Source organism: Mesorhizobium sp. B2-3-14 (assembly GCF_006442175.1).
GTDB classification, from domain to species: Bacteria; Pseudomonadota; Alphaproteobacteria; order Rhizobiales; family Rhizobiaceae; genus Mesorhizobium; species Mesorhizobium australicum.
The window spans coordinates 112780-134237 of sequence record NZ_VFVP01000002.1 but is presented as its reverse complement, the minus strand read 5'-3'; the positions used below and the strand labels follow the sequence as shown (position 1 = coordinate 134237).

Here is a 21458-nt window from a genome sequence, read left to right as displayed (position 1 = left end):
CCGGCGCGCCCTAAGAATCACTGATAGGAAACCAGCGTTGCACCATTTTCATGGCTGAAATCTGGCTTCACGCCAAGCATGGCCGCTGAACGCCTGATGATATTGCCGGCCATAACCCCAGCATTGTTGGCGGCGACGTCGGTCATCCCAGGCTTTTCCGGATGCGGGGCGTCGGCGATCGTGAACACCAGATATTGCGGATCGTCCATCGGGAAGGCGGCGACGAAGGTGTTGAAATTCAACTCCTTCGAGTAACGGCCGTTGATGACCTTCTCGGCCGTTCCGGTCTTGCCGCCGACGCGGTAGCCGGGAACGCGGGCGTTTCTGGCCGAACCCTTCTCGGCGTTGAGCGAATAGAGGTAGCGCATGCCCTCGACGGTCTTTTCGGTAACCACTTTCTTGGCCGCCGCCATCGCGTCCTCTTGGCTGCGGACCAGGAATGTCGGCTGCATCAGGAAGCCGCCATTGACCAGCGCCGCGCAGCCGACAGCCGCTTGCAGCGGCGTCGTCGACACGCCATGGCCGAAAGCGATGGTGAACGAATTGACCTGCTTCCAGACTTTCGGCTCGGTCGGGCGGGCGACTTCGGGCAGTTCGGTCTGCATCTTCTCCAGAATGCCGAGGCGGTGCAGGAATTCGCGGTGCGCCTCGATGCCGACCAGCTCTGCCTCCCTGGCCGATCCGATGTTGGACGAATAGAGGAACACCTCCGGCAACGACAGCACACGGTTCTTGCCGTGGAAATCGTGTATGGCCTGGTGGCCGACGCGGATTGGATGCGAAGCGTCGAAGCGGCTCGACATCGTCGCCTTGCCGGAATCGAGTGCCATGGCCGAGGTGAAGCTCTTGAACGTCGAGCCCATTTCATAGAGCCCCGCCGACATCCGGTTGAGCCGGTCCTTGTCCTGCGCATTGTAGGGATTGTTCGGATCGAAATCCGGCACCGAGGCCATGGCCACCACTTCGCCGGTCTTGACGTTGAGCACGACCGCGCCAGCGCCCATGGCGCGATAGCGCTCCAGGCCGGCGGCAATCTCGTCGCGCACCACATGCTGGACGCGCAGGTCGATCGAAAGCTTCACCGGCCTGAGATCCTTCGCCACCGCCAGGCCCGACGCCTGCAGGTCGCTCAGGCCCTGCTCATCGATATATTTCTCCATGCCGGAGATGCCCTGGTTGTCGATGTTGGTCAGGCCGACAACGTAGGACGAGGTTTCGCCGCTCGGATAGAAACGGCGCTTTTCGGTGCGGAAGCCAAAGCCGGGAATGCCGAGCTGCATGATGTCGGCCTGCTGCTTGGGCGTCAGCTGCCGCTGCAGCCAGACGAAGCCGGCGCCGCTCTTCAGCTTGTGATAGGTCTGCTCGTAGTCGATTTCGGGCAGCACCGTCGACAGCTTCTCGATCGCCTCGTCGGCATCGACGATGCGGCGCGGTTCGGCGAACAGCGACGCCGTCTTGATGTCGGTGGCCAGCACTTCGCCGTTGCGGTCGACAATGTCGGGCCGCGAGGCGGTCACCCGGCTCTGCGGGCCGCCCGACAGGTCGGGTGTCTGGAAACCGAGATAGACCAGCCGCCCGGATATGGTCGAGAAGATGCCGAAGAACACGGCCATCGTCATCACGATGCGCGCCTTGCCCTTGCCGCCTGTCGCCTTGCGGGCGCCTTCGACCACGATCGATCTGTCCTCGCCCGTCCTGGCGCGCCTTACCGACGCGAAGCGCTTCAGCAGTTTGCCGATCATTGGGCGATGTCTCCGGTCACGACGGGATCCTTGTCGCCTGAAGGCGCCTTATCGGAATTGTCGGCCATCGCGCCCTGGCGCCCGTTCAGGATGTCCTGGATATCGAGGGCCTTGGCCGGCAGGTCGCCCAGGCCCACGATCTGGCGGGCGCTGACCGGCTCCAGCGCGAGCTGCGACTTATAGAGTTCGGCCAGCTTCTGCAGGCGCGACGGCTGGGTGAGCAGGCTCCAGTCGGCCTTGAGCAGGTCGATCGTGTCCTCCTCGTAACGGATCTCGGCATGGATCTTCTGCACGGCCGCCAACTGGTCCTCGGCCTCGCGCTTGGCCTTGTAGGTCAGGGCGGCCGCCGAAACCATGACGGCGATCAGGACAATGTCGCTGGTACGAAACACGTGCTTACCTCTCCCCCGGCCGGTCGATGCCGGGAAGTTTTGGAAGGCCGAAAATCGAAAAATCGTCGCCGCGCGCCGGAGCCTCGGTGCGGATCGCGGCACGCAACCTGGCCGAGCGGGCGCGTGGGTTGGCCGCAACCTCGGCATCGCCTGCGGTCACCCCGCCACCAGCCTTGCGGAATGTCGCGGTGCGCGCCTGCGCCTCCGGCATGTGGCGCGAGCCGGTCATGGTGTCGGCGCGGTCGGCGATGAAGCGCTTGACGATGCGGTCTTCCAGCGAATGGAACGTCACCACGGCGAGCCGTCCACCAGGCTTCAGCGCGCGTTCGGCCGCGAACAGCGCCCTGGCCAGTTCGCCGAGCTCGTCATTGACGAAGATGCGCAGCGCCTGGAAGACGCGGGTCGCCGGATGGATCTTGTCCTTCGGCGCGCGTCCAATATGGGTTTCGATCGCATCGGCGAGTTCGAGCGTGCGCTCAAATGGGCGTTTTTCCCGGCGCGCCTCGATCATGCGGGCGATGCGGCCGGCGTGACGCTCTTCGCCGAGGAAGCCGAAGATGCGGGCAAGGTCGCCCGGCTTGAAACTGTTGACGACATCGGCAGCACTCAGGCCCGCCTGCGCCATGCGCATGTCGAGCGGTCCGTCGTTGCGGAAGGAAAAGCCGCGCTCGGCCTGGTCGAGCTGCATGGAGGAAACGCCGATGTCGAGCACGACGCCATCGACGCTTTCGACGTGCTCGTCGAGCGTCGAGAACGGCGCCTGCACCAGCTTCAGCCGGCCGCCGGATTGCGCCTCGAGGTCGCGGCCGGCCGCGATGGCATCCGGATCGCGGTCGATGGCAATCACGGACGCGCCTGCCGCCAGGATGGCCTTGGTGTAGCCGCCGGCGCCGAACGTGCCGTCGATGACGATGTCGCCCTCCGCCGGCGCCAGCGCTTCCAGCACTTCGCCAAGGAGGACCGGAATGTGGCGGACCGATCCGCCAACGGCGTTGATATCATCGCCGTGGCCCACCGTCATTCCGGTCGCTCCCCAGCCTTGGCCTCGCGAGCCTTCGTCCCCTGCCGAAGCTGCAAAAGCCTGGCACGCGCCTGCGCGCCGTAGGTCGCAAGCCGTCCCGGCTCCCAGATCTGAAAGAAATTGCCGCGCCCGACAAAGGCCACCTCCGCGGAAATGCCGGCATGTTCGCGAATGAAATCGGTCATGGTGATGCGGCCGTCCTGGTCGAGTTTCAGGAACGCTCCGTCGCCATGGCAGAAGAACGACATGTCGTCCGCAGCCTGCAGGAACGGGTCTTCCCGCGCGATGCGTTGTTCGTAGCGATCGAGCAGATCGAGCCCGCCGACATCCATCGCCGGCAGATCCAGGCACCGCAGCGCATAGAGTTCCGAATAGCCGCGCTTCTGCACCACGGCACGGAAATGCGCCGGAACGGACACCCGTCCCTTCGCATCGATCCTGCTCACCGTGTTCGACAGAAACCGGTCCATCACACGTTGCAGCCGCCTGCGCGGCCGCACCCCTCTTCATCGTGTCGCACGCGCCACCGCAGCGCTGCGTCTGCCCCGCACCAACCTCGTCCACACGGGCAAAAAACGGCAAACGCGCAGCCGCCGCGGCTGCCCGATTGGCGTACGCTTTACCCTGACGCGGAACGAAGGCTTTGATGTCGAAATGGGATACCATGGGGCACTATGGGCGTCAACGGGAATAGGCTTCACAAACATGCGCATCACGGCGACGAGAAGGCTTTGACGGCACGTCTCGTCTTTATGGTCTATTAAGCCTAACGAACCGTTTAGAGCCTCGCTGGTCTAACTGGAGACGCCTTGCCGCGAGCCGCGGCCGGGCATAGCGTCTCCCCATATCACCGATCGCCAAGGGATTTGAAACTCGATGTCTGAAACTGCCAAATCGCGCGCCGCGGCCCTTCCCCATTTGCGTCGCAGCGGGTTTGCCATGGGCGATTCCATTCCCCTGCCACTGACCATGGCCGCCATCTTCCATGCACCGGGCGATGCCACCGGCTTCAACCAGTACGGCCGTTTCAGCAACCCGACCTGGGATGCCGTCGAACACATGTTGTCCCATTTGGAAGACGCGCCCTGCGTCGGCTTTCCCTCGGGAATGGCAGCGATCTCGGCGGCATTCTTTGCCATGCTCAAGGCCGGCGACCATGTCCTGCTGCCTTCGGACGGTTATCACACCACCAGGGCGCTGGCTGATCGCTTCCTGCAACCGCTCGGTGTCTCCTACGATGTCCGGCCGACATCGACTTTCCTTGACGGCGGTTTTGCGGGCTATCGCCTGGCCTTCGTCGAAACGCCGGCCAATCCGGGGCTGGACATCTGCGATATCGCCGCTGTCGCCGAAGCCGTCCACAAGGCCGGCGCGCTGCTGGTGGTCGACAACACGACGATGACGCCCTTCGGCCAGCGCCCTCTCGATCACGGCGCCGATATCGTTGTCGCCGCCGACACCAAGGCACCCAATGGCCATTCCGACGTGCTGTTCGGACATGTTGCCAGCCGCAATGCGGATATCATCGCCGCCGTGACCGGCTGGCGCGAGGTCTCGGGCAGCATCCCCGGGCCGTTCGAAGCCTGGCTGGTGCATCGCGGCCTGGAAACATTGGATGTGCGCTTCGACCGCATGTGTTCGTCGGCGGAAGTGATCGCGCGGCGCCTGCAAGGCCATCGGGCGATCAACGGCCTGCGCTATCCCGGCCTGGAAGGCGATCCCTCGCACAATCTTGCCCGCGCCCAGATGGAGCGCTTCGGCTTCCTCATCTCCTTCGAACTCGCTTCCGAGCAGAAAGCCGAGGATTTCATCAACAATTGCGACCTGATGCAGGCCGCGACCTCCTTCGGCGGCGTCCACACCTCGGCCGAGCGGCGCTTGAAGCGAGGCGACGCGGTTCCGGCCGGCTTCGTTCGCCTGTCGGTCGGTTGTGAGCCGGTGGAAGAACTCTGGAAGGCGATCGAGGCCTCGCTGGACAGGATCAGCGACTGACAAATCGACCACGAGCGGGTCAGCGTTTGATGGGATCGCCGAACCGCCCTAACTCCTTTACGCAATTACGCGATTCCGCAAGGGAAAGCGCTAGCGCTTCTCCTGGATTGCTTAGGAGCCGAGGTCATTGGCTTCGATGTTGCGCCGACCATGCAGCACGCGAAGAACTTCGATCGCATCACCGCCGACCCGGTACAAGGTGAGATATTCGCCGACAATCAGATGGCGGATACCCGGCGCAATGTCGTTGCGTGGCGCACCTGAGAAGGGATTAAGTCGACAATTGCTGCCATCTTGCCGCTAAACGATCAAGCAACCGGTCCGCTGCTGCCTCGTTGTTGCCCGCAATATGAAGCCGGATCGCAACCAAATCCTCTTCCGCACGAGCGCTGCGGTCGATTGGCAGCAACTTCATGCCGCGTCGTCAGATCGCAGACGCCTGCGGGCCTCCGCCTTGATTTCGTCCATCGAGGCAAACCGACCAGGCCCGCTGTCGATCCCCTCCTGCACCAGCTTGCGCAGTTCCTCAACCGTGTAGCCCATCAGGTCGCGGCGGTCCTTCCATTGCCTCAACGCATCGCGGATCACCTCGCTCGCCGAAGCGTATTCTCCAGCCGCGACCACATCGTCGACGGCCTGAGCCAACTCCGGCGAAAGCGTGATGCTGCGTTTGTCGACCTGACCCACGATAGGCTCCTGATGATGAGCCGTGATGGTACGATTTAATCGCACCAGTTTCAAGAAAAGTCGGCGGATATCTCTGTCTTGCGGCGGGGCAAATCAGCGCCATGCGTTGAATCAGAAGCTGCGCCCATGGGCGTAACCTTCTGGCATCAAAGGCTTTATCCCAGATGTCGTGGAGAGAAACTGCCAGCTGGCCTGTAAGCCGGGTTTTGTATGGCCCTCGCCCCTTGCGAGGCGAGAACGTGGCGGCCATTCATCTTGGGCGCATGTTGCCATGCGCCTCACGCAACCTACCCGGACGGTGGGCCGGAAACAGCCCTCGAGGGTTCCCCCTCGCACCGCCCCTATTCGGTCTTGCTCCCGGTGGGGTTTACCGTGCCGCTCCTGTTGCCAGTCGCGCGGTGGGCTCTTACCCCACCCTTTCACCCTTACCCCGACAAAGTCGTGGCGGTTTGCTTTCTGTGGCACTTTCCCTGGGGTCGCCCCCGCCGGCCATTAACCGGCACCGTGTTTCCATGGAGCCCGGACTTTCCTCACCCGCGGCCTTTCGGCGTTTGCGGGTGCGGCCGCCCGGCCAGCTGGCAGGGCGTATAAAGGGGTTCACACCGCAAAACGCAACCGAAAAAGCCGTCGTGCCCGGTTCTTGTCAAGCCGGTGCGCCGACAGCCGCCAACTGGACCTTGACCTTGCTGCAATAGGCCGCCGAAACCGGGTTCATGCGGGTGGCGCCATGGCCGGCATTGTATTTCAGGATGGTGCCGCAGGTCGTGCCGCCGCCGAGGTCGCGCGCCATGGCGAGGTACTTCATGCCGTATTTGATGTTGGTGTCGGGATCGAACAGGCCCTTGGCCGACCCGCTGTAACCCATCATGCGCGCGGTTGCCGGCTTGATCTGCATCAGTCCGATCTCGCCGGCGCCGCCGACCATATTCGGCCGGTAGTTGCTTTCGATCTTGATCACGGCCTGGGCCAGCGACACCGGAACCCCGTAGGTCGCCGCGTAGCGGCCGACAATCGCGGAATACTGGCCACCGCTCGTCACCGCCGCGGTCGCCGCAGCGACGTTGCCGAGACCGATCGATGCGGTCGTCGTCATGTCCACGGTTTTGCGGCCGCGCTTTGTCTGCCTCTTGGCGGAGGATTTCCCTGCCCCGGTCTTACTTGCCTTGGTCCCACTTGCCTTGGCCCAGCTTGCCTTTTCCACTTTCGCGGAAACCTGCTTCGTCGTCTTGTTGCTTTTGGCCGAAATGGCCTTGCCTTTGGCGGATGCCGCGACGAGGCCCTGGTCGGCCCGTGGACTTAACGGCGCGGCGTCGGCCGCACTGAAGGCAAAACTCATTACCCCGGCAGCAAGAGCTGCCGTTAAAACGGTCAATTTCTGCATGTGATCCTGTTCTGTTGGGGCCACGCGAAGATCTTCGCGTGGCATCGCTTGATCAATATCGGAACACCCGGGGGGATGGACGTCCGACAAACTGTACGAAACGCCCTTTGAAGTCCGATTTGGCGCCAATGAAGGCGAGGCAAGTCACTTTCAGTGACAGTTTGTAACTTTATGACCAGCGAGGATTACTTGGACCCGCTCTTGACCTGAGGTCAATTCCTCGCGGAAGCAAGCAGTTTCTGCAGCGTGCGCATCGTCGAGCCGTCGGCGATTCCGTCGATCCGGCGCGGTCGAAAATGCCGTTGAAAGGCCTCAACGACAATTCGTGTCCGGTCGTCGAAAATGCCCGATATCTCGACGCCATAGCCATAAAGCGACAGCATCGACTGCAGCGTCTCCACATCGGCACCGCGGTCACCGGACTTCAGCGCGGCTCCGCGCCTGACGGGAGCGGCCGGCACGAGATGACCGACACCGGCCTTAAACAGCGCGGCCCATGGGAACTTCTCGCCGGGATCGATCTTGCGCCCCGGCGCCACGTCGGAGTGCGCCAACACCCGCTGGGGGGTGATCGCGTGCCGCGTGACAATCCCCTTGCACAGCTCGATGACCGCCGTGATCTGACGTTTCGGAAAGCCGGGATAGCCCAGTGAATGGCCGGGATTGACGATTTCGATGCCGATCGAGCAGGAATTGATGTCGGTGCGTCCGAACCAGGAACTCTGGCCGGCGTGCCACGCGCGATCGCTTTCCCGCACCATCTGCACGACGTGACCATTCTCATGGACGAGATAATGCGACGAGACTTCACTCGCCGGATCGCACAGCCAGGCTTCGGCCGCGGCCCCGGTAGCCATGCCCGTGTAGTGCAGCACAATCATGTCGGGCTTCTGCGCGTCGCGCCTTGGCCCGAAATTCGGCGATACCCTGACCTCGGCGCTTGGCTCGTCGGGCAGGAAGCCGCTCATGCGTGCCGCAGACCCCGCTCGATCATCTCGTAGGCGGCGTTGATCGCCGCGACCCTGGTCGTCGCGATCTTGATGAATTCCTGCGGCAGCCCGCGCGCGATCAGCCGATCCGGGTGGTTGTCCGACACCAGCTTGCGATAGCGTTTCCTGACCTCCTCGAACGGCTTGCCCCGCTCGATGCCGAGGACGACATAGGGGTCACCGGCACCAAGATTGACGTGCCGCGCCATGATCGATTCGTAATGCGTCTCGTCAATACGGAAGATCTCGGCGATACGGTGCAGGAAGATGCCTTCGCGCTCATGCACCAACCCATCGGCCTTGGCGATGTGGAACAGGCCATCGAGTATGTCTTCCAACATCACGCAATTGGAGTGCCCGGAGCCGCAGAGCTGCGCCATGCGCTCGGCATAGGTCTCGAAACCGGCCACATCCCGCTGGGCCAGATCGAACAGCCGCGCGACGTTGCGCGTCTCCTTCGGCGGCACTTCGAAAATTTCCTGGAAGGCGCGCACCTCATCCTGGGTGACGATACCGTCGGCCTTGGCCATCTTGGCCGACAGCGCGATCATCGCCACCGAGAAGGCGACGCGGCGGCGCAGGTCGGCATCGCCGGAGAAAACCGTGCGCACAGCTTCAACCACGTCGGCGACGCCTGACGTGGTTGAAGACGAAACCCGCGTGATGAAGTCGCCGAGGCGGTCCCAAATCGACATGGCCAGCTTCATAGAGCCAACCGGTCCCCGCTATCAAGCCAATAACGGCCACTCTCTATCGGGTCCGTGGCCACCGACGATCCACGGTCCCGAGCGCGGTCTCCACGAGAAAGGCCGGCATGAAGCCGGCCTTCCTCCCAAGACACCTACTGCTTACAAACTACTGCGCGGGCGCAGGAGCGGGCGTTGCCGGAGCCGGCTCGGCAGGCTTGGTCGAATTATCGGCCGGGGCCGCGGGCTTCATCGGCTGCTCGGCAGCCGGCGGATTGGTGCTCTGCGTGGTGGTGTTGTCAGTGCCTGTGCCACTGTCGCTGCAGGCGGCAACGCCCAGCAGGGCCAGGGCGGACACCGAAGCAAGAATGAGCTTTTTCATTACGTCTCTCCTTCAACACACGTTCACGTTGCGGTGAACGGTCGAAGGAGAAATGCCCCGGACGGCCATGGGTTTCATAACGTTGCGTTTCCGCCTGTAACATCAATGGCATGCAGGCGACATTGCTGCCGGCGCTTGGGCGCTTTAACAACGATAACGAAAACGAATACCGGAGACAGCCGCATGACCGCGAAATGGGATTTCTGGATCGATCGCGGCGGCACCTTCACCGATATTATCGGCCGTGACCCGCAAGGCGGGCTGCATCCGCGCAAATTGCTGTCGGAGAATCCTGAGGCCTATGCCGATGCGGCCATTCAGGGCATCCGCGACCTGCTCGACCTTGAACCGGCCGCCGCGATCCCGTCCAGCCTGATCGGCGACATCAAGATGGGCACGACCGTGGCCACCAACGCCCTCCTGGAGCGCAAGGGCGACCGCGTGTTGTTGCTCATCACCAAGGGGTTTCGCGATGCGTTAGGGATTGCGTACCAGGCGCGACCGGACATCTTCGCCAAGGAGATCATCCTTCCCGAACAGCTCTATGAGCGCGTCATCGAGGTCGACGAGCGTGTGCTCGCCGACGGCCGCGTCGAACGGCTGCTCGACATATCAGCCTGCCGGCCGGCCATAGAACAAGCGAAAGCCGATGGCATCGATGCGGTGGCGATCGTCTTCATGCATGCCTGGAAATATCCCGATCACGAGAAGGCGGTGGCCAAGGTCTGCCGCAAGCTTGGTTTCGGACAGGTCTCGGTCAGCCACGAGGTCTCGCCGCTGATCAAGCTGGTCGGCCGCGGCGACACCGCGGTGGTCGACGCCTATCTGTCGCCGATCCTGTCGCGCTATGTGCAAAGGGTGGCGGGAGAACTGGGGGTGGCGGGAGAACCGGGTGCGGCGGGAAAAAACAACGAATCCCCTCGCCTGATGTTCATGATGTCTTCTGGCGGGCTCACCGCCGCCGACATGTTCCAGGGCAAGGACGCATTGCTGTCGGGCCCGGCCGGCGGCGTGGTCGGCATGGTCGAGACGGCGAAGCTCGCCGGTTTCGACAAGGTCATCGGATTCGACATGGGCGGCACGTCCACCGACGTCGCCCACTATGACGGCGAGTATGAACGGGCCTTCGACACGGAAGTCGCCGGTGTGCGCGTCCGCGCGCCGATGATGCGCATCCACACGGTCGCCGCCGGCGGCGGCTCGATCCTGCACTACGAGGCCGGCCGTTTCCGCGTCGGACCGGACTCCGCGGGCGCCAATCCCGGCCCCGCCGCCTACCGGCGCCGCGGGCCGCTGGCCGTCACAGATGCCAATGTGATGCTCGGCAAGCTGCAGCCCGACTTCTTCCCGTCGATCTTCGGTTCCGGCCAGGACGCGCCGCTCGACGCGGAAACCGTGCATGCGAAATTCGCGGCACTTGCCGCTGAGATCGGCGATGGCCGGCCGCCCGAATCGGTCGCAGAGGGCTTCGTCACCATCGCGGTCGAGAACATGGCCAATGCGATCAAGAAGATTTCCGTGCAGCGCGGCTACGACGTCACCGAATATCTCCTGAACTGCTTCGGCGGCGCCGGCGGACAGCACGCGTGCCTGGTCGCGGACGCGCTTGGCATGGAGGCCGTGCTGATCCATCCCTTCTCCGGCCTGCTTTCGGCCTATGGCATCGGCTTGGCCTCGGTGTTCGCCTCGCGCCAGCAGGCGTTGCTCAAGCCGCTCGCCGAAGAGTCCAGAACGGAGATTGGCGGCCTCGTCGCCACCTTGAAAAAGGCCGTGATCGCGGAACTGGCGGCGCAAGGCATCGCCGAGGACGCGGTTGCCACCAGGCCGGTGCTGCACATTCGCTATGACGGCACCGATACGACGCTGCCGGTAAATTTTGAGAACGACTCGATTTTCCAGGCAAAGCGCGATTTCGAAATCGCCCACAAAGCGCAATTCGGTTTCGTCTATGACGACAAGCCGATGATGGTCGAGACCGTCGGCATCGAGGGCACCGAAACCGGCCAGACCAACGCCGAGGCCCATGCGCCTGCCGGACCGGCAAGGGTCCATCCAGCCGCTTCCGAGACCCGGCTAATCTACACGGAAGGCCAGTGGCATGAAGCTGGCGTCTACCGTCGCGAGACCCTCGGACCGTCCAATCTGGTCGCCGGCCCCGCCTTGATCATCGAGCCAAACCAGACCATCGTCGTCGAGCCGGGCTGGCGGGCCGAAATCACCAACCTCAATCACGTCGTTATACGCCGCACGGAAAAGAAAGCGCGCGCCGCTGCCCTGGGCACGCAAGCCGATCCGGTGATGCTCGAAGTCTTCAACAATCTCTTCATGTCGATCGCCGAGCAGATGGGCGTGACGCTGCAGAACACCGCCTATTCCGTCAACATCAAGGAAAGGCTGGATTTTTCCTGCGCCGTCTTCGACCACACCGGGGCGCTGGTCGCCAATGCGCCGCACATGCCGGTGCATCTCGGCTCCATGGACCGTTCGGTCGAAACCATCATCCGGCTGAACTCCGGCGACATCCACCCCGGCGACGTCTTTGCCTTGAATGCCCCCTATAATGGCGGCACGCATCTGCCCGACATCACCGTGGTGACACCGGTGTTCGACGACATCAGGAAAAACATCCTCTTCTGGGCGGCCTCGCGCGGCCACCATGCCGACATTGGCGGCACCGCCCCGGGCTCGATGACGCCGCTCGCCACCACGGTCGACGAGGAAGGCATTCTGTTCGACAATTTCCGCATCGTCGACGGCGGAAAATTCCGCGAGACGGAGCTGCATACGCTGCTCACCGATCATCGCTACCCCGCCCGCAACCCGCACCAGAACATCGCCGATCTCAAGGCACAGATTGCCGCCAACGAGAAGGGTGTCGCCGAACTGCGCAAGATGGTCTCCCATTTCGGACTTGATGTCGTCGAGGCCTATATGGGCCATGTCCAGGACAATGCCGCCGAGAGCGTGCGCCGGGTGCTGGAGCGGCTGCCGGACACGTCGGAATATGAATATCCGACCGATACCGGCCAGGTCATCAAGGTGAAGATCACGGTCGATCGCCAAAAGCGCGAGGCGACCGTTGACTTCACCGGCACGTCGCCTGTCATGAAGAACAATTTCAACGCCCCTGAGCCGGTGGCGCGCGCGGCCGTGCTCTACGCCTTCCGCGTCATGGTCGAGGACATGATCCCGATGAATGCCGGCTGCCTCAGGCCGATCAACATCGTCATTCCCGACGGCTGTATGCTGAAGCCCGCCTACCCTGCCGCCGTCGTCGCCGGCAATGTCGAGACCTCGCAGCACGTAACCAATGCGCTGTTCGGCGCCATGGGCGCGATGGCCAATGCGCAGGGCACGATGAACAACCTGACTTTCGGCAACAAGAAGTACCAATATTACGAGACCATCTGTTCCGGCTCGCCGGCCGGCCATATGAACTCCGGCCGCGGCTTTGCCGGCACCTCCGGCGTGCACACCCATATGACCAATTCGCGCCTAACCGATCCGGAGGTGCTTGAACTGCGCTTTCCCGTGGTGCTGGAGGATTTTCACATCCGCGAAGGCTCGGGCGGCAAGGGCAAATGGAACGCCGGCGACGGCACCAAACGCACCATCCGCTTCCTCGAGAAAATGGAATGCGCGATCCTGTCCTCGCACCGCAACCGCCCGCCACGGGGGCTGGATGGCGGCGGCGACGGCGAGGTCGGCTCGACCAAGGTCCGCCGCAACGACGGCACGGTCGACGTGCTGAAGGCCTGCGACCAGACCGTTCTCGACGCTGGCGAAGCCGTCATCGTGACGACGCCGACGCCGGGCGGGTTTGGCAAGCTGTAAGGGAGACGTCAACAGGCCGTCACCGGCCTGTCATGACCCTGCGGTACCCGCTTGCGGCAAAGCAAATGGGGAATCACTTTGCCATGACGGACGTCTCCTCGGACCTGGTTTTTCGCCGCGGCAAGGAAGTTGGAAAAGCCGTCTACCAGAACCGCGCGCTTTCGAAAGCCGGCATCTCCGAACGGCTGTTCGCCTTCCTGTTTTCCGGCCTTGTCTATCCGCAGATCTGGGAAGACCCTGACGTCGACATGGACGCGATGCAACTTGGCCAGGGTCATCGCGTCGTCACCATCGCTTCCGGCGGCTGCAACATCCTGGCCTACCTTACCCGTTCGCCGGCACGGATCGACGCTGTCGACCTCAACGCCGCTCACATCGCGCTGAACCGCATGAAGCTTGAGGCAGTCCGCCATCTGCCTTCGCAGAGCGACCTGTTCCGCTTCTTCGGCGCCGCCGACACCAGCCACAATTCGGAAGCCTACGACCGTTTCATCGCGCCGCATCTCGACCCGGTCAGCCGCCACTATTGGGAACACCGCAACTGGCGCGGCCGCCGGCGTATTGGTGTCTTCGACCGCAATTTCTACCAGACCGGCCTGCTCGGCCTGTTCATCGCCATGGGCCACCGCACGGCGAAATTGTTCGGCGTCAACCCGGCCCGCATGATGGAAGCCAGGAATATCGGCGAACAGCGCCGCTTCTTCAACGAGGAGCTGGCGCCGGTCTTCGACAGGAAGCTTCTGAAATGGGCGACCTCGCGAAAAGCCTCGCTGTTCGGTCTCGGCATTCCGCCGGCGCAGTATGATTCGCTGATCACCTCCGGCGACGGCACCATGGCCAGCGTGCTTAAGGCCCGCTTGGAAAAGCTTGCCTGCGACTTCCCCTTGGAAAACAATTACTTCGCCTGGCAGGCCTTTGCTCGCCGCTACCCGGAACCAGGCGAGGCCGCCCTGCCCGCCTATCTGGAAAAGCACAATTACGAGACCATCCGCGGCAATGTCGACCGCGTCGCCATCCATCACGCCAACCTGATCGAATTCCTCGCCGGCAAGGATGCCGGCGCCGTCGACCGTTTCATCCTGCTCGACGCGCAGGACTGGATGACCGATGACCAGCTCAATGCACTGTGGTCGGAAATCACCCGCTCCGCCTCCACTGGGGCGCGCGTCATTTTCCGCACCGCTGCCGAGCCCAGCCTGCTGCCGGGCCGCGTTTCCACCTCGCTTCTCGACCAGTGGGATTACCAGAACGAGGCCTCGCGCGAATTCTCGGCCCGCGACCGCTCGGCCATCTATGGCGGCTTCCACCTCTATGTGAAGCGCGCCGCATGAGCACGACGGAGCTGCCGGCCAGCCACGCCGAACTGATGGACGGCGTCTACCGCTGGCAGCGCCATGTCTACGACCTGACCCGCAAATACTACCTGCTCGGCCGCGACAAGCTGATATCGGGACTGGACGTGCCATCGGGCGGCACCGTACTGGAACTCGGCTGCGGCACCGGCCGCAACATCATCCTCGCCGCCCGCGCCTATCCAGACGCGCGCTTCTTCGGCCTCGATATTTCGGCCGAAATGCTGGACACGGCAGGCGCTGCGGTTGCCCGCGAAGGCCTCTCTGATCGCGTCATGCTGGCAAGGGGCGATGCCACGGATTTCAACGCGAAGGCGCTGTTTGGCCAAGGCAGCTTCGACCGCGTCTTCGTATCCTATTCGCTGTCGATGATCCCGGGCTGGGAGAAGACGGTATCGGCGGCACTTGCCGCGCTGGCCCCGATGGGCTCGCTGCACGTCGTCGATTTCGGCCAGCAGGAAGGTCTGCCAGGCTGGTTCCGCACCTTGCTGCGCGGCTGGCTGAAAAAATTCCACGTCACGCCGCGTGAATCCCTGCGCGACGTTCTGGAATCGGAAGCCGAGCGAACCGGCTCAACCTTCCGTTTCCGCACGCTTTATCACGGTTATTCCTGGCTGGCTGTGATCAAGCTCGGCATCTGACATCGCAGACAAAACAGCCGTAGAACCCGGCGCGCTTTCGCCATCGGCGGCCCAACGCTCCAGTTCCAAGGTCAATCCGGTGAACGCGATCAGCAGGGTTCGCCCTTCGCGATTGCAGAATGACCCAAAGGGTGGTACATTATCTCCATGCTGGAGATAGAAAGTGATCGTCGGGTTTCGAGACGGATGGCTGCGAGCCTTTTTCGTGGAAGACATCCATTCCCGCAACATTCCGTCCGATCTTGAAGGCCGGTTGTTCCGCAAGCTCCAGATGATCGATGACGCGACGACCGATCAGGATTTGCGCGTACCGCCGAGCAATCATTTCGAAAAGTTGCGTGGTAGTCTCGATGGCTTCCACTCAATCCGCGTCAACAACCAATGGCGGCTGATCTTTCGGTGGAATGGCGGCCGTGGTGAAGCGTCGGATATCCATCTCGACGATCATAGCTACAGATGAGACGACACATGTTGATGACCACACGCAAGCCGGCAACGGTGGGTGAAATCCTCACGGAAGAATTTATGCAACCACTTGGCCTGACACAGGCTGCTTTGGCGGAAGCGATGGGGGTTCAGCGCAAGCATGTCAACGAATTGTGCAACGACCGCCGCAACGTGACGGCCGCGACCGCGCTCATTCTGGCGCGGGTCTTTGGCAACAGCCCGGATTTCTGGCTCAACGTGCAGCGCCGCAGCGATCTTTGGCAGGTCATGAATTCACCCGAGGAGCGGGCGCGGATTGATCGCGCCAAGCCTTTGGCGACCGCGGCCTAGAAGAAACTCTACAGCAACCGACTGCCGCTTAATGCAGCGCCTTCACGAGCGCCCCCACCATTGCTTGCGGGCGGTAGTTGAACTTGGCCGGCGTTAGCCCGAGCCGCACCACCACCAATTGCTCAGACGGAATGATGGCGACGGTCTGTCCGTCATGGCCCTCCATCCAGTAAGTGTCCTTCGGCAGCCCGGCCGCGACGCCGGCGCCGGGGTTTTCCTCGTCGCCCGGCGCTTCGATCCATAACTGGCCCTTGCCGTAGACCTTCGAGGCGGATGCCGGCTCGCGCATCCATTCCACGAAGCCGGCCGGCAGGATTTGGTTGCCGTTCCATACACCGCCCTGCAGCAGGAACTGGCCGAAGCGGGCCCAGTCATGCGCTGTGGCGTAGAGATAGGACGAGCCGACGAAAGTGCCCTGCTCGTCGGTCTCGAGCACCGCGCTACGCATGCCGAGCGGCTCGAACAGCGCCATGCGCGGCCACGTCAATGCCTTGGCCTTGTCGCCGATCGCGTCCTGCCAGAGGCGCGACAGCATCACCGCCGTGCCACTCGAATAGGAAAACGTCTTGCCGACCTCACCGGTGAGGGTTTTGGTTGCGGCAAAGCCCGCCATGTCAGGTTCGAGATAGAGCATGCGCGTGACGTCGGCGACGTCGCCATAATCCTCGTTGAACTCCAGCCCGCTCGACATCGCCATCATGTCGGCAAGGCTGATCGCGGCGCGGCCGTCGGCCTTCCACGGCGTGAACAGGCCCTTGTTGTCGACCGTCATCTTCCCATCTTTGACCAGCGTGCCGACGATAGCGGCATTCACTGTCTTGGTCATCGACCAGCCGAGCAGCGGCGTCTTGGCCGAAAAACCGTCGCCGTAGCGTTCGGCGACGACGCGGCCGTTCTTGATCACCACGATCGCGCGCATGCCGGTGCCGGCCAGCGCGTCATCCCCGACGATCTTCGAGACCTCGAGATTTTGCGAGGCATCGACCCGCTCGCCCTCGGGCCACAGCGCGTCCTGATTGGCCGGCGATGGCGAGGCATGGATTGCCGTGCGCCGCGCCTTGCCGACATCGCCGTCGGGGACCGAGGCGCAGCCCAACCCGTCGCGGGCAACCGCCTCGCTCTTGCCGAGGAAGCCGAGCAGGCCGGCCGAAACCGTCCCCCGGTTCTTGTCGACCGAGACCCGCATCAAGCGCAGCAGCGGGTGGCCCGGCGCCTGCACGTCGACGGCCAGCACCTCGTTGGCATCGCGCCCGGCGATGAAGACGTTGGAGCAGACGATCTTGGCCGAATAGCCCGAGCCGACGCGGATCAGTTCCGGCGGCGCGATATAGAGCCAGGCAAACAGCGCGGCGATAGCCAGCACGATCAGACCAAGCAGCCATTTGACGATCTTGACGACGAACCGCATCCCTTGCCTCCCAGGCATTCGCCTGACGCTTATGTCATCGAATTGCCGCCATTGCTTCCGCAAAATCGGGCCTCTTGTCGAGCGCCATAAACCAGATATCAACCATGATCGGCGATCACAGGGATGCATGTCGCCCAAAAGCGCGCAGCGGTTTTGGGACACGACATGCATGAAAAACGAATATGCCAGGCGATGCGTGGGGCGATCGCCTGGAGGGGGCCAGACCAGCTTCGGCCATCAGTGCACAGACCCATCAGCGACCGGCTGATTCCGGCTTGGAAGTTGCGGATGCGCCGTCTTGCGGCCCTTTTCATGCTGACGCTGCTCGGCGCCTGCTCGACCGTGGACGATCTCTCGCCGCTATCGCCATCCGCGTCGAGCAGCCCGACGGTGGCCGTGCGCGCGCCGCGCTTTGCCGATTCAAAGCCGCATGAGTGGGACAGCGGTGCGCCGTGGAATTATGCCGTCCATGGTACCGACGTCTCCAAATACCAGACCTCGGTCGATTGGCCGGCGGCCAAGGCCAGCGGCATCTCCTTCGCCTTCATCAAGGCAACGGAAGGCGGCGATCGTTTCGATGAGTATTTCAGCGAGCACTGGGCGCGCACGAAAGCCAACGGGATTCCACGCGCGGCCTATCATTTCTTCTATTTCTGCACGCCGGCGGCCACCCAGGCGCGCTGGTTCATCCAGAATGTCCCCGTCGACCGCTCCGCCATGCCGCCGGTTCTCGACATGGAATGGAACCCGAACTCGCCGACCTGCCGGCTGCGCCCCGACGCCGCCACGGTGCGCGCGGAGATGACGACCTTCCTCGAAATCGTCGAGCGGCATTACGGCAAGAAGCCGATCATCTACACCTCGGTCGACTTCTTCGACGATAATGAACTGTCGACCTTCCGCGGCTATCCCTACTGGCTGCGCTCGGTCGCCGGACACCCGCGCGAGAAATATGGCAGCCACCCTTTCACCTTCTGGCAGTACACCGGAACCGGCATCGTTCCCGGCATGACCGGCAAGTCCGACATCAACGTCTTCAACGGCTCCGAATCCGCCTGGAACAAGTGGCTGCGGCAGAACACGCGCTGACGCCGTGGCAACGGCAGCAAGCCGCCTGGAGAGGCACTGCGGCAGCAGACCCGTTGACACCGTGGCAACGGCAGCAAGCCGCGGGAATGGTGGTTGCGGCAGAAGACCCGTTGACACCGTGACAACGGCAGCAAGCCGCGGGAATAGTGATTGCGACAGATCAGCCGTTGACACCGGGCCTGCCGCCTGCTTTCGACACAGCCAGCGCTAAAGAGTGCAACCGCTGGTAATTCAGGGCGTTGCGCTTTCAGGCACGACAATGCCCTCTCGTTTCGAAAGGAAGCTGATGCGACTGCGTTCCCAAGCCCTCGCGGCGCTGTTCTTGTGCGCCACGGCCTTACCGGCGATGGCGCAGGAATGCGGCGGCGATTTCGAAACCTGGAAGCAGGGTGTGGCGGCGGAAGCCAAGGCTGCCGGTGTCGGCGCGGTCGGTCTTGATGCGCTGGAGGACGCCAGGATCGACGAGAGGGCTCTGGCGCGCGACCGTGCGCAGGGCGTCTTCACGCAAACCTTCGTCCAGTTTTCCAACCGCATGATCTCGGCTTACCGGCTGAAGCAAGGTGCCGCGAACATGAAGAAATACGCCGACATCTTCGCCCGCGCCGACCAGCAGTTCGGCGTCCAGGCCCCCGTCATCACCGCCTTCTGGGCGCTTGAAACGGATTTCGGCGCCGTGCAGGGCGATTTCCATACGCTGAGCGCATTGGTGACGCTGTCGCATGACTGCCGCCGCCCGCAGCTTTTCCGCCAGCAACTGGTGCCGCTCCTGGAACTGATCGATCGCGGCGTGCTGCCGGCCGACGTCACCGGCGCCTGGGCCGGCGAGATTGGCCAGACGCAGATCCTGCCATCCGACTATCTCGCGCGGGGCATCGATGGCGACGGCGACGGCAAAATCGATCTGCGCGGCTCCGTGCCCGACGTGATCATGACCACGGGCAACAAGGTGCTGTCGCGCGGCTGGAAGCGGGACGAACCCTGGATCCAGGAAGTGCGTGTGCCCGAGGAGATGCCGTGGGACCAGACCGGGCGCACCAACAAATTGCCGCTGACACAGTGGGCGCAGTGGGGCGTCACCAACCCCGACGGCTCGCCGCTGGCCGACAAGGGGCTGAAGGCCGGCCTGGCGCTGCCCATGGGCCGCAAGGGCCCGGCCTTCCTCACCTACGAGAATTTCGACGTCTATCTCGAATGGAACCAGTCCTTCACCTACGCGCTGACCGCGGCCAATCTCGCCGCGCGGCTGGCGGGCGCGCCGCCGCTTGACCCGCGCAATCCCGAGCCCGGCCTCAACAATGAGCAGATGAAAGAACTGCAGACCAAGCTCGAAGCCAGGGGCTACGACGTCGGCACCGTCGACGGCATTTTGGGCACCAACACCCGTGAAGCCATCCGCAAGGAGCAGATGCGCCTCGGCATGCCGGTCGATGGCTGGCCGACGCCGGAGCTGTTGGGAAAATTGTGAAGAGAGCGAGTAGTGGGTAGTGGGTAGTGGGTAGTGGGTAGTGAGATATAGAGATTCCCTGCTGACTACTCATGACTACTGACTACTCACCCCTTTTTCCTAATCCGCCATCGTCTCCAAACTCGCGAACCCCACCGGCGCGTCGCCCTCGTCGAAGGGCGTCGTGACCTCGACGAAGGTGTCGGGATAGAAGCCGTTGAAGCGGGTCCTGAGCGACAGCGAGTAAGCGCCGATATGGCCGATCTCGATCCAGTCGCCGGTGTCGACGGTTTCCGGCAGCCAGAACGGCCGCGACAGGATGTCGACGGAATCGCAGGTCGCGCCGCAGACCTTGAACGGCACGATGTTCTTCTCATCGCCATTGCGCGTACGGATCGCCGGATCGGGAATGAACCGCGCCGGCAGCGTGATCTTGCCGGTCCACGAATCCGACAGCGACGCCCAGATACCGTCATTGATGTAGAGCCGCTTGCCCTTGCGCAGCAGCACGCGCACGATCAGCGACAGGCAGCGCGCCACGATCACCCTGCCTGGCTCGGCCACCAACGGCATCTGGTCGAACTGATATTCCTTCAGGTCGCCGGAGAGCCGCGACATGATCTGGCCGAGCGACGGCATTTCGATCTGCTTGCGGTTGGGATCATGGCCATATTCGGCCGGGAAACCGCCGCCGACATCGAGCCCGGCAATGTCGAAGGTCAGCCGGTTGCGCACCCAGTCGGCCGAGGCCAGCGCCCGCTCATAGGTGTCGGGATCCTCGATCTGGCTGCCGACATGGAAACACAGGCCGACCTTGTAGCCGGTGCGGTTCAGCCGCTCGGCGAGTTCGACCGCATAGGCAGGCCCGGCGCCGAATTTCTTGGACAACTCGTAGGCGGCATGGCCCTTTGTCTGCACACGAACGAAGACGCTGACCGCGCCCGGGTCGATATCGAGCGCCCGCACCACGCGGGTCAGCTTGGTGATCTCGTCCTCATGGTCGAGCGAGATGACGCGAATGCCGTATTTCTCCAAAGCCAGCTTGATGTCCGACTGCGCCTTGACCGGATGCATGTAGAGCATCTCCGCATCGGGCGAGACGGCGCGCACGGCGGCGAACTCGCCTGGTGAAGCGACGTCGAAGGCGGTGACGCCGGCCTCGACCAGCGTCTTCAGCACGATCTGCTCGCCATTGGTCTTGACCGCGTAGGCGGTCTTGCCGGGGAACATGCCCATGAACTGCTTCGCATCCGCCTTCAAGACCTGCGGGCGAAAGCAGTAGACCGGGTCGTCCGGGCGAAGCGCCAGTGCAGCCTCGCTTGCATTCTCGAATCGCTGCATGGACGAATCCTCGACTTCAGCTCGCACAATTAATCCAAGCTAGCGGCTAGCGCATGACCCCGAAAGTTAATTTCGACTTCGGAAGGGATCATGCGCCAGGGATGAGCCTTGCAAGCGTCCTTTGCGCATCTCTGGAGGCGCGCGGCGCTGCAACGAAAACAATTCTGTGTCTCGTGCTCCTGACGGCACGGCACTGGCCTTTGCCGAAAGGCTTGGCTGCCGGTCGGGTTTCGGGTGGCCCTTGCCCCCGGACCAGATATGGCTTCCGCCTGTCGGCTGGCATTCCGGCTGTCTGGAGAG

General features: G+C 63.1%; 20 protein-coding genes and 1 other RNA gene. 8 read left to right on the top strand and 13 right to left on the bottom strand.

Features of this window, described 5'->3' with window-relative positions:
- Positions 1–17 precede the first annotated feature (17 nt).
- Genes FJ950_RS05275 through mraZ form a run of 4 tightly spaced genes read right to left on the bottom strand, consistent with a single transcriptional unit; the run spans position 18 to position 3625 of the window.
- The gene (locus tag FJ950_RS05275; protein WP_015317204.1) at positions 18–1742 is read right to left on the bottom strand and encodes a penicillin-binding protein 2; all 1725 of its coding nucleotides are present in this window, start codon (positions 1740–1742) and stop codon (positions 18–20) included.
- Positions 1739–2134, bottom strand: a complete 396-nt coding sequence (locus FJ950_RS05270) for a hypothetical protein (protein WP_015317203.1) — start codon at positions 2132–2134, stop codon at positions 1739–1741. The genes FJ950_RS05275 and FJ950_RS05270 overlap by 4 nt, the downstream gene beginning before the upstream one ends.
- Before the next feature lie 4 nt (positions 2135–2138).
- Positions 2139–3155 carry a 16S rRNA (cytosine(1402)-N(4))-methyltransferase RsmH gene (rsmH, locus tag FJ950_RS05265; protein ID WP_015317202.1) on the bottom strand — a complete coding sequence of 339 codons (1017 nt, stop codon included), beginning with the start codon at positions 3153–3155 and terminating at the stop codon, positions 2139–2141.
- Complete coding sequence (mraZ, locus tag FJ950_RS05260) at positions 3152–3625, bottom strand: division/cell wall cluster transcriptional repressor MraZ (RefSeq protein ID WP_140615622.1); 474 nt, start codon at positions 3623–3625, stop codon at positions 3152–3154. Before mraZ ends, rsmH begins: the two co-directional genes overlap by 4 nt.
- Before the next feature lie 406 nt (positions 3626–4031).
- Here mraZ and FJ950_RS05255 point away from each other — a divergent pair, with 406 nt between their 5' ends.
- Positions 4032–5147, top strand: coding sequence for a cystathionine gamma-lyase (locus tag FJ950_RS05255; RefSeq protein WP_140615620.1), 1116 nt, complete (start codon positions 4032–4034; stop codon positions 5145–5147).
- 111 nt (positions 5148–5258) lie between these two features.
- Here FJ950_RS05255 and FJ950_RS30070 read toward each other — a convergent pair whose 3' ends face one another.
- The 7 genes from FJ950_RS30070 to FJ950_RS05220 form a co-directional block, all read right to left on the bottom strand.
- Positions 5259–5366, bottom strand: a complete 108-nt coding sequence (locus FJ950_RS30070; protein ID WP_281405543.1) for a hypothetical protein — start codon at positions 5364–5366, stop codon at positions 5259–5261.
- A gap of 192 nt (positions 5367–5558) precedes the next feature.
- Entirely contained in the window at positions 5559–5834 is a 276-nt protein-coding gene (locus FJ950_RS05245; protein WP_140615618.1) for a type II toxin-antitoxin system ParD family antitoxin, read from the bottom strand.
- Positions 5835–6013: 179 nt separating this feature from the next.
- Positions 6014–6413: RNase P RNA component class A (gene rnpB, locus FJ950_RS05240), an RNA gene on the bottom strand.
- A gap of 64 nt (positions 6414–6477) precedes the next feature.
- Positions 6478–7215, bottom strand: a complete 738-nt coding sequence (locus FJ950_RS05235; protein ID WP_140615616.1) for a transglycosylase SLT domain-containing protein — start codon at positions 7213–7215, stop codon at positions 6478–6480.
- A 212-nt stretch (positions 7216–7427) separates the two neighbouring features.
- Positions 7428–8183, bottom strand: coding sequence for an N-acetylmuramoyl-L-alanine amidase (locus FJ950_RS05230; protein WP_140615614.1), 756 nt, complete (start codon positions 8181–8183; stop codon positions 7428–7430).
- The gene (locus FJ950_RS05225; protein WP_041163805.1) at positions 8180–8899 is read right to left on the bottom strand and encodes a DnaJ family molecular chaperone; all 720 of its coding nucleotides are present in this window, start codon (positions 8897–8899) and stop codon (positions 8180–8182) included. Before FJ950_RS05225 ends, FJ950_RS05230 begins: the two co-directional genes overlap by 4 nt.
- 160 nt (positions 8900–9059) lie before the next feature.
- Entirely contained in the window at positions 9060–9272 is a 213-nt protein-coding gene (locus FJ950_RS05220) for a hypothetical protein (RefSeq protein WP_015317194.1), read from the bottom strand.
- Positions 9273–9455: 183 nt separating this feature from the next.
- Between FJ950_RS05220 and FJ950_RS05215 the strand changes: the two genes are divergently transcribed.
- From FJ950_RS05215 to FJ950_RS05195, 5 genes are all read left to right on the top strand, one after another.
- Positions 9456–13106 (top strand): hydantoinase B/oxoprolinase family protein, encoded by a 3651-nt coding sequence (locus tag FJ950_RS05215; protein WP_140615612.1) that lies wholly within the window; start codon positions 9456–9458, stop codon positions 13104–13106.
- Positions 13107–13138: 32 nt separating this feature from the next.
- The gene (locus tag FJ950_RS05210; protein ID WP_041163423.1) at positions 13139–14437 is read left to right on the top strand and encodes a DUF3419 family protein; all 1299 of its coding nucleotides are present in this window, start codon (positions 13139–13141) and stop codon (positions 14435–14437) included.
- Positions 14434–15099 (top strand): class I SAM-dependent methyltransferase, encoded by a 666-nt coding sequence (locus FJ950_RS05205; protein WP_140615610.1) that lies wholly within the window; start codon positions 14434–14436, stop codon positions 15097–15099. Before FJ950_RS05210 ends, FJ950_RS05205 begins: the two co-directional genes overlap by 4 nt.
- Before the next feature lie 163 nt (positions 15100–15262).
- A complete protein-coding gene (locus FJ950_RS05200; RefSeq protein WP_140615608.1) occupies positions 15263–15559 on the top strand; it encodes a type II toxin-antitoxin system RelE/ParE family toxin in 297 nt (98 codons plus the stop codon).
- An 8-nt stretch (positions 15560–15567) separates the two neighbouring features.
- Positions 15568–15876 carry a HigA family addiction module antitoxin gene (locus tag FJ950_RS05195; RefSeq protein ID WP_015317189.1) on the top strand — a complete coding sequence of 103 codons (309 nt, stop codon included), beginning with the start codon at positions 15568–15570 and terminating at the stop codon, positions 15874–15876.
- Between the two features lie 28 nt (positions 15877–15904).
- On the opposite strand, the gene FJ950_RS05190 is transcribed toward FJ950_RS05195, so the two are convergent.
- Positions 15905–17284: a serine hydrolase gene (locus tag FJ950_RS05190; RefSeq protein WP_140615606.1), complete on the bottom strand. Its 1380-nt coding sequence runs from the start codon at positions 17282–17284 to the stop codon at positions 15905–15907.
- 288 nt (positions 17285–17572) lie between these two features.
- Between FJ950_RS05190 and FJ950_RS05185 the strand changes: the two genes are divergently transcribed.
- Together FJ950_RS05185 and FJ950_RS05180 are read left to right on the top strand one after the other, a co-directional pair.
- On the top strand, positions 17573–18373 hold the full coding sequence (locus FJ950_RS05185) for a GH25 family lysozyme (protein WP_015317187.1): 801 nt from the start codon (positions 17573–17575) through the stop codon (positions 18371–18373).
- A 286-nt stretch (positions 18374–18659) separates the two neighbouring features.
- Positions 18660–19838, top strand: coding sequence for a lytic murein transglycosylase (locus tag FJ950_RS05180; protein ID WP_140615604.1), 1179 nt, complete (start codon positions 18660–18662; stop codon positions 19836–19838).
- A 99-nt stretch (positions 19839–19937) separates the two neighbouring features.
- Here FJ950_RS05180 and FJ950_RS05175 read toward each other — a convergent pair whose 3' ends face one another.
- Positions 19938–21158 carry an alanine racemase gene (locus tag FJ950_RS05175; protein ID WP_140615602.1) on the bottom strand — a complete coding sequence of 407 codons (1221 nt, stop codon included), beginning with the start codon at positions 21156–21158 and terminating at the stop codon, positions 19938–19940.
- Positions 21159–21458: the final 300 nt, after the last annotated feature.

Excerpts from the sequence above, each read along its gene's own strand:
- FJ950_RS05275 (WP_015317204.1), bottom strand. The coding sequence starts at position 1,742 with ATGATCGGCAAACTGCTGAAGCGCTTCGCGTCGGTAAGGCGCGCCAGG.
- rsmH (WP_015317202.1), bottom strand. The coding sequence starts at position 3,155 with ATGACGGTGGGCCACGGCGATGATATCAACGCCGTTGGCGGATCGGTC.
- mraZ (WP_140615622.1), bottom strand. The coding sequence starts at position 3,625 with ATGGACCGGTTTCTGTCGAACACGGTGAGCAGGATCGATGCGAAGGGA.
- FJ950_RS05255 (WP_140615620.1), top strand. The coding sequence starts at position 4,032 with ATGTCTGAAACTGCCAAATCGCGCGCCGCGGCCCTTCCCCATTTGCGT.
- FJ950_RS05235 (WP_140615616.1), bottom strand. The coding sequence starts at position 7,215 with ATGCAGAAATTGACCGTTTTAACGGCAGCTCTTGCTGCCGGGGTAATG.
- FJ950_RS05230 (WP_140615614.1), bottom strand. The coding sequence starts at position 8,183 with ATGAGCGGCTTCCTGCCCGACGAGCCAAGCGCCGAGGTCAGGGTATCG.
- FJ950_RS05225 (WP_041163805.1), bottom strand. The coding sequence starts at position 8,899 with ATGTCGATTTGGGACCGCCTCGGCGACTTCATCACGCGGGTTTCGTCT.
- FJ950_RS05220 (WP_015317194.1), bottom strand. The coding sequence starts at position 9,272 with ATGAAAAAGCTCATTCTTGCTTCGGTGTCCGCCCTGGCCCTGCTGGGC.
- FJ950_RS05215 (WP_140615612.1), top strand. The coding sequence starts at position 9,456 with ATGACCGCGAAATGGGATTTCTGGATCGATCGCGGCGGCACCTTCACC.
- FJ950_RS05210 (WP_041163423.1), top strand. The coding sequence starts at position 13,139 with ATGACCCTGCGGTACCCGCTTGCGGCAAAGCAAATGGGGAATCACTTT.
- FJ950_RS05205 (WP_140615610.1), top strand. The coding sequence starts at position 14,434 with ATGAGCACGACGGAGCTGCCGGCCAGCCACGCCGAACTGATGGACGGC.
- FJ950_RS05195 (WP_015317189.1), top strand. The coding sequence starts at position 15,568 with ATGTTGATGACCACACGCAAGCCGGCAACGGTGGGTGAAATCCTCACG.
- FJ950_RS05190 (WP_140615606.1), bottom strand. The coding sequence starts at position 17,284 with ATGCGGTTCGTCGTCAAGATCGTCAAATGGCTGCTTGGTCTGATCGTG.
- FJ950_RS05185 (WP_015317187.1), top strand. The coding sequence starts at position 17,573 with ATGCGCCGTCTTGCGGCCCTTTTCATGCTGACGCTGCTCGGCGCCTGC.
- FJ950_RS05180 (WP_140615604.1), top strand. The coding sequence starts at position 18,660 with ATGCGACTGCGTTCCCAAGCCCTCGCGGCGCTGTTCTTGTGCGCCACG.
- FJ950_RS05175 (WP_140615602.1), bottom strand. The coding sequence starts at position 21,158 with ATGCAGCGATTCGAGAATGCAAGCGAGGCTGCACTGGCGCTTCGCCCG.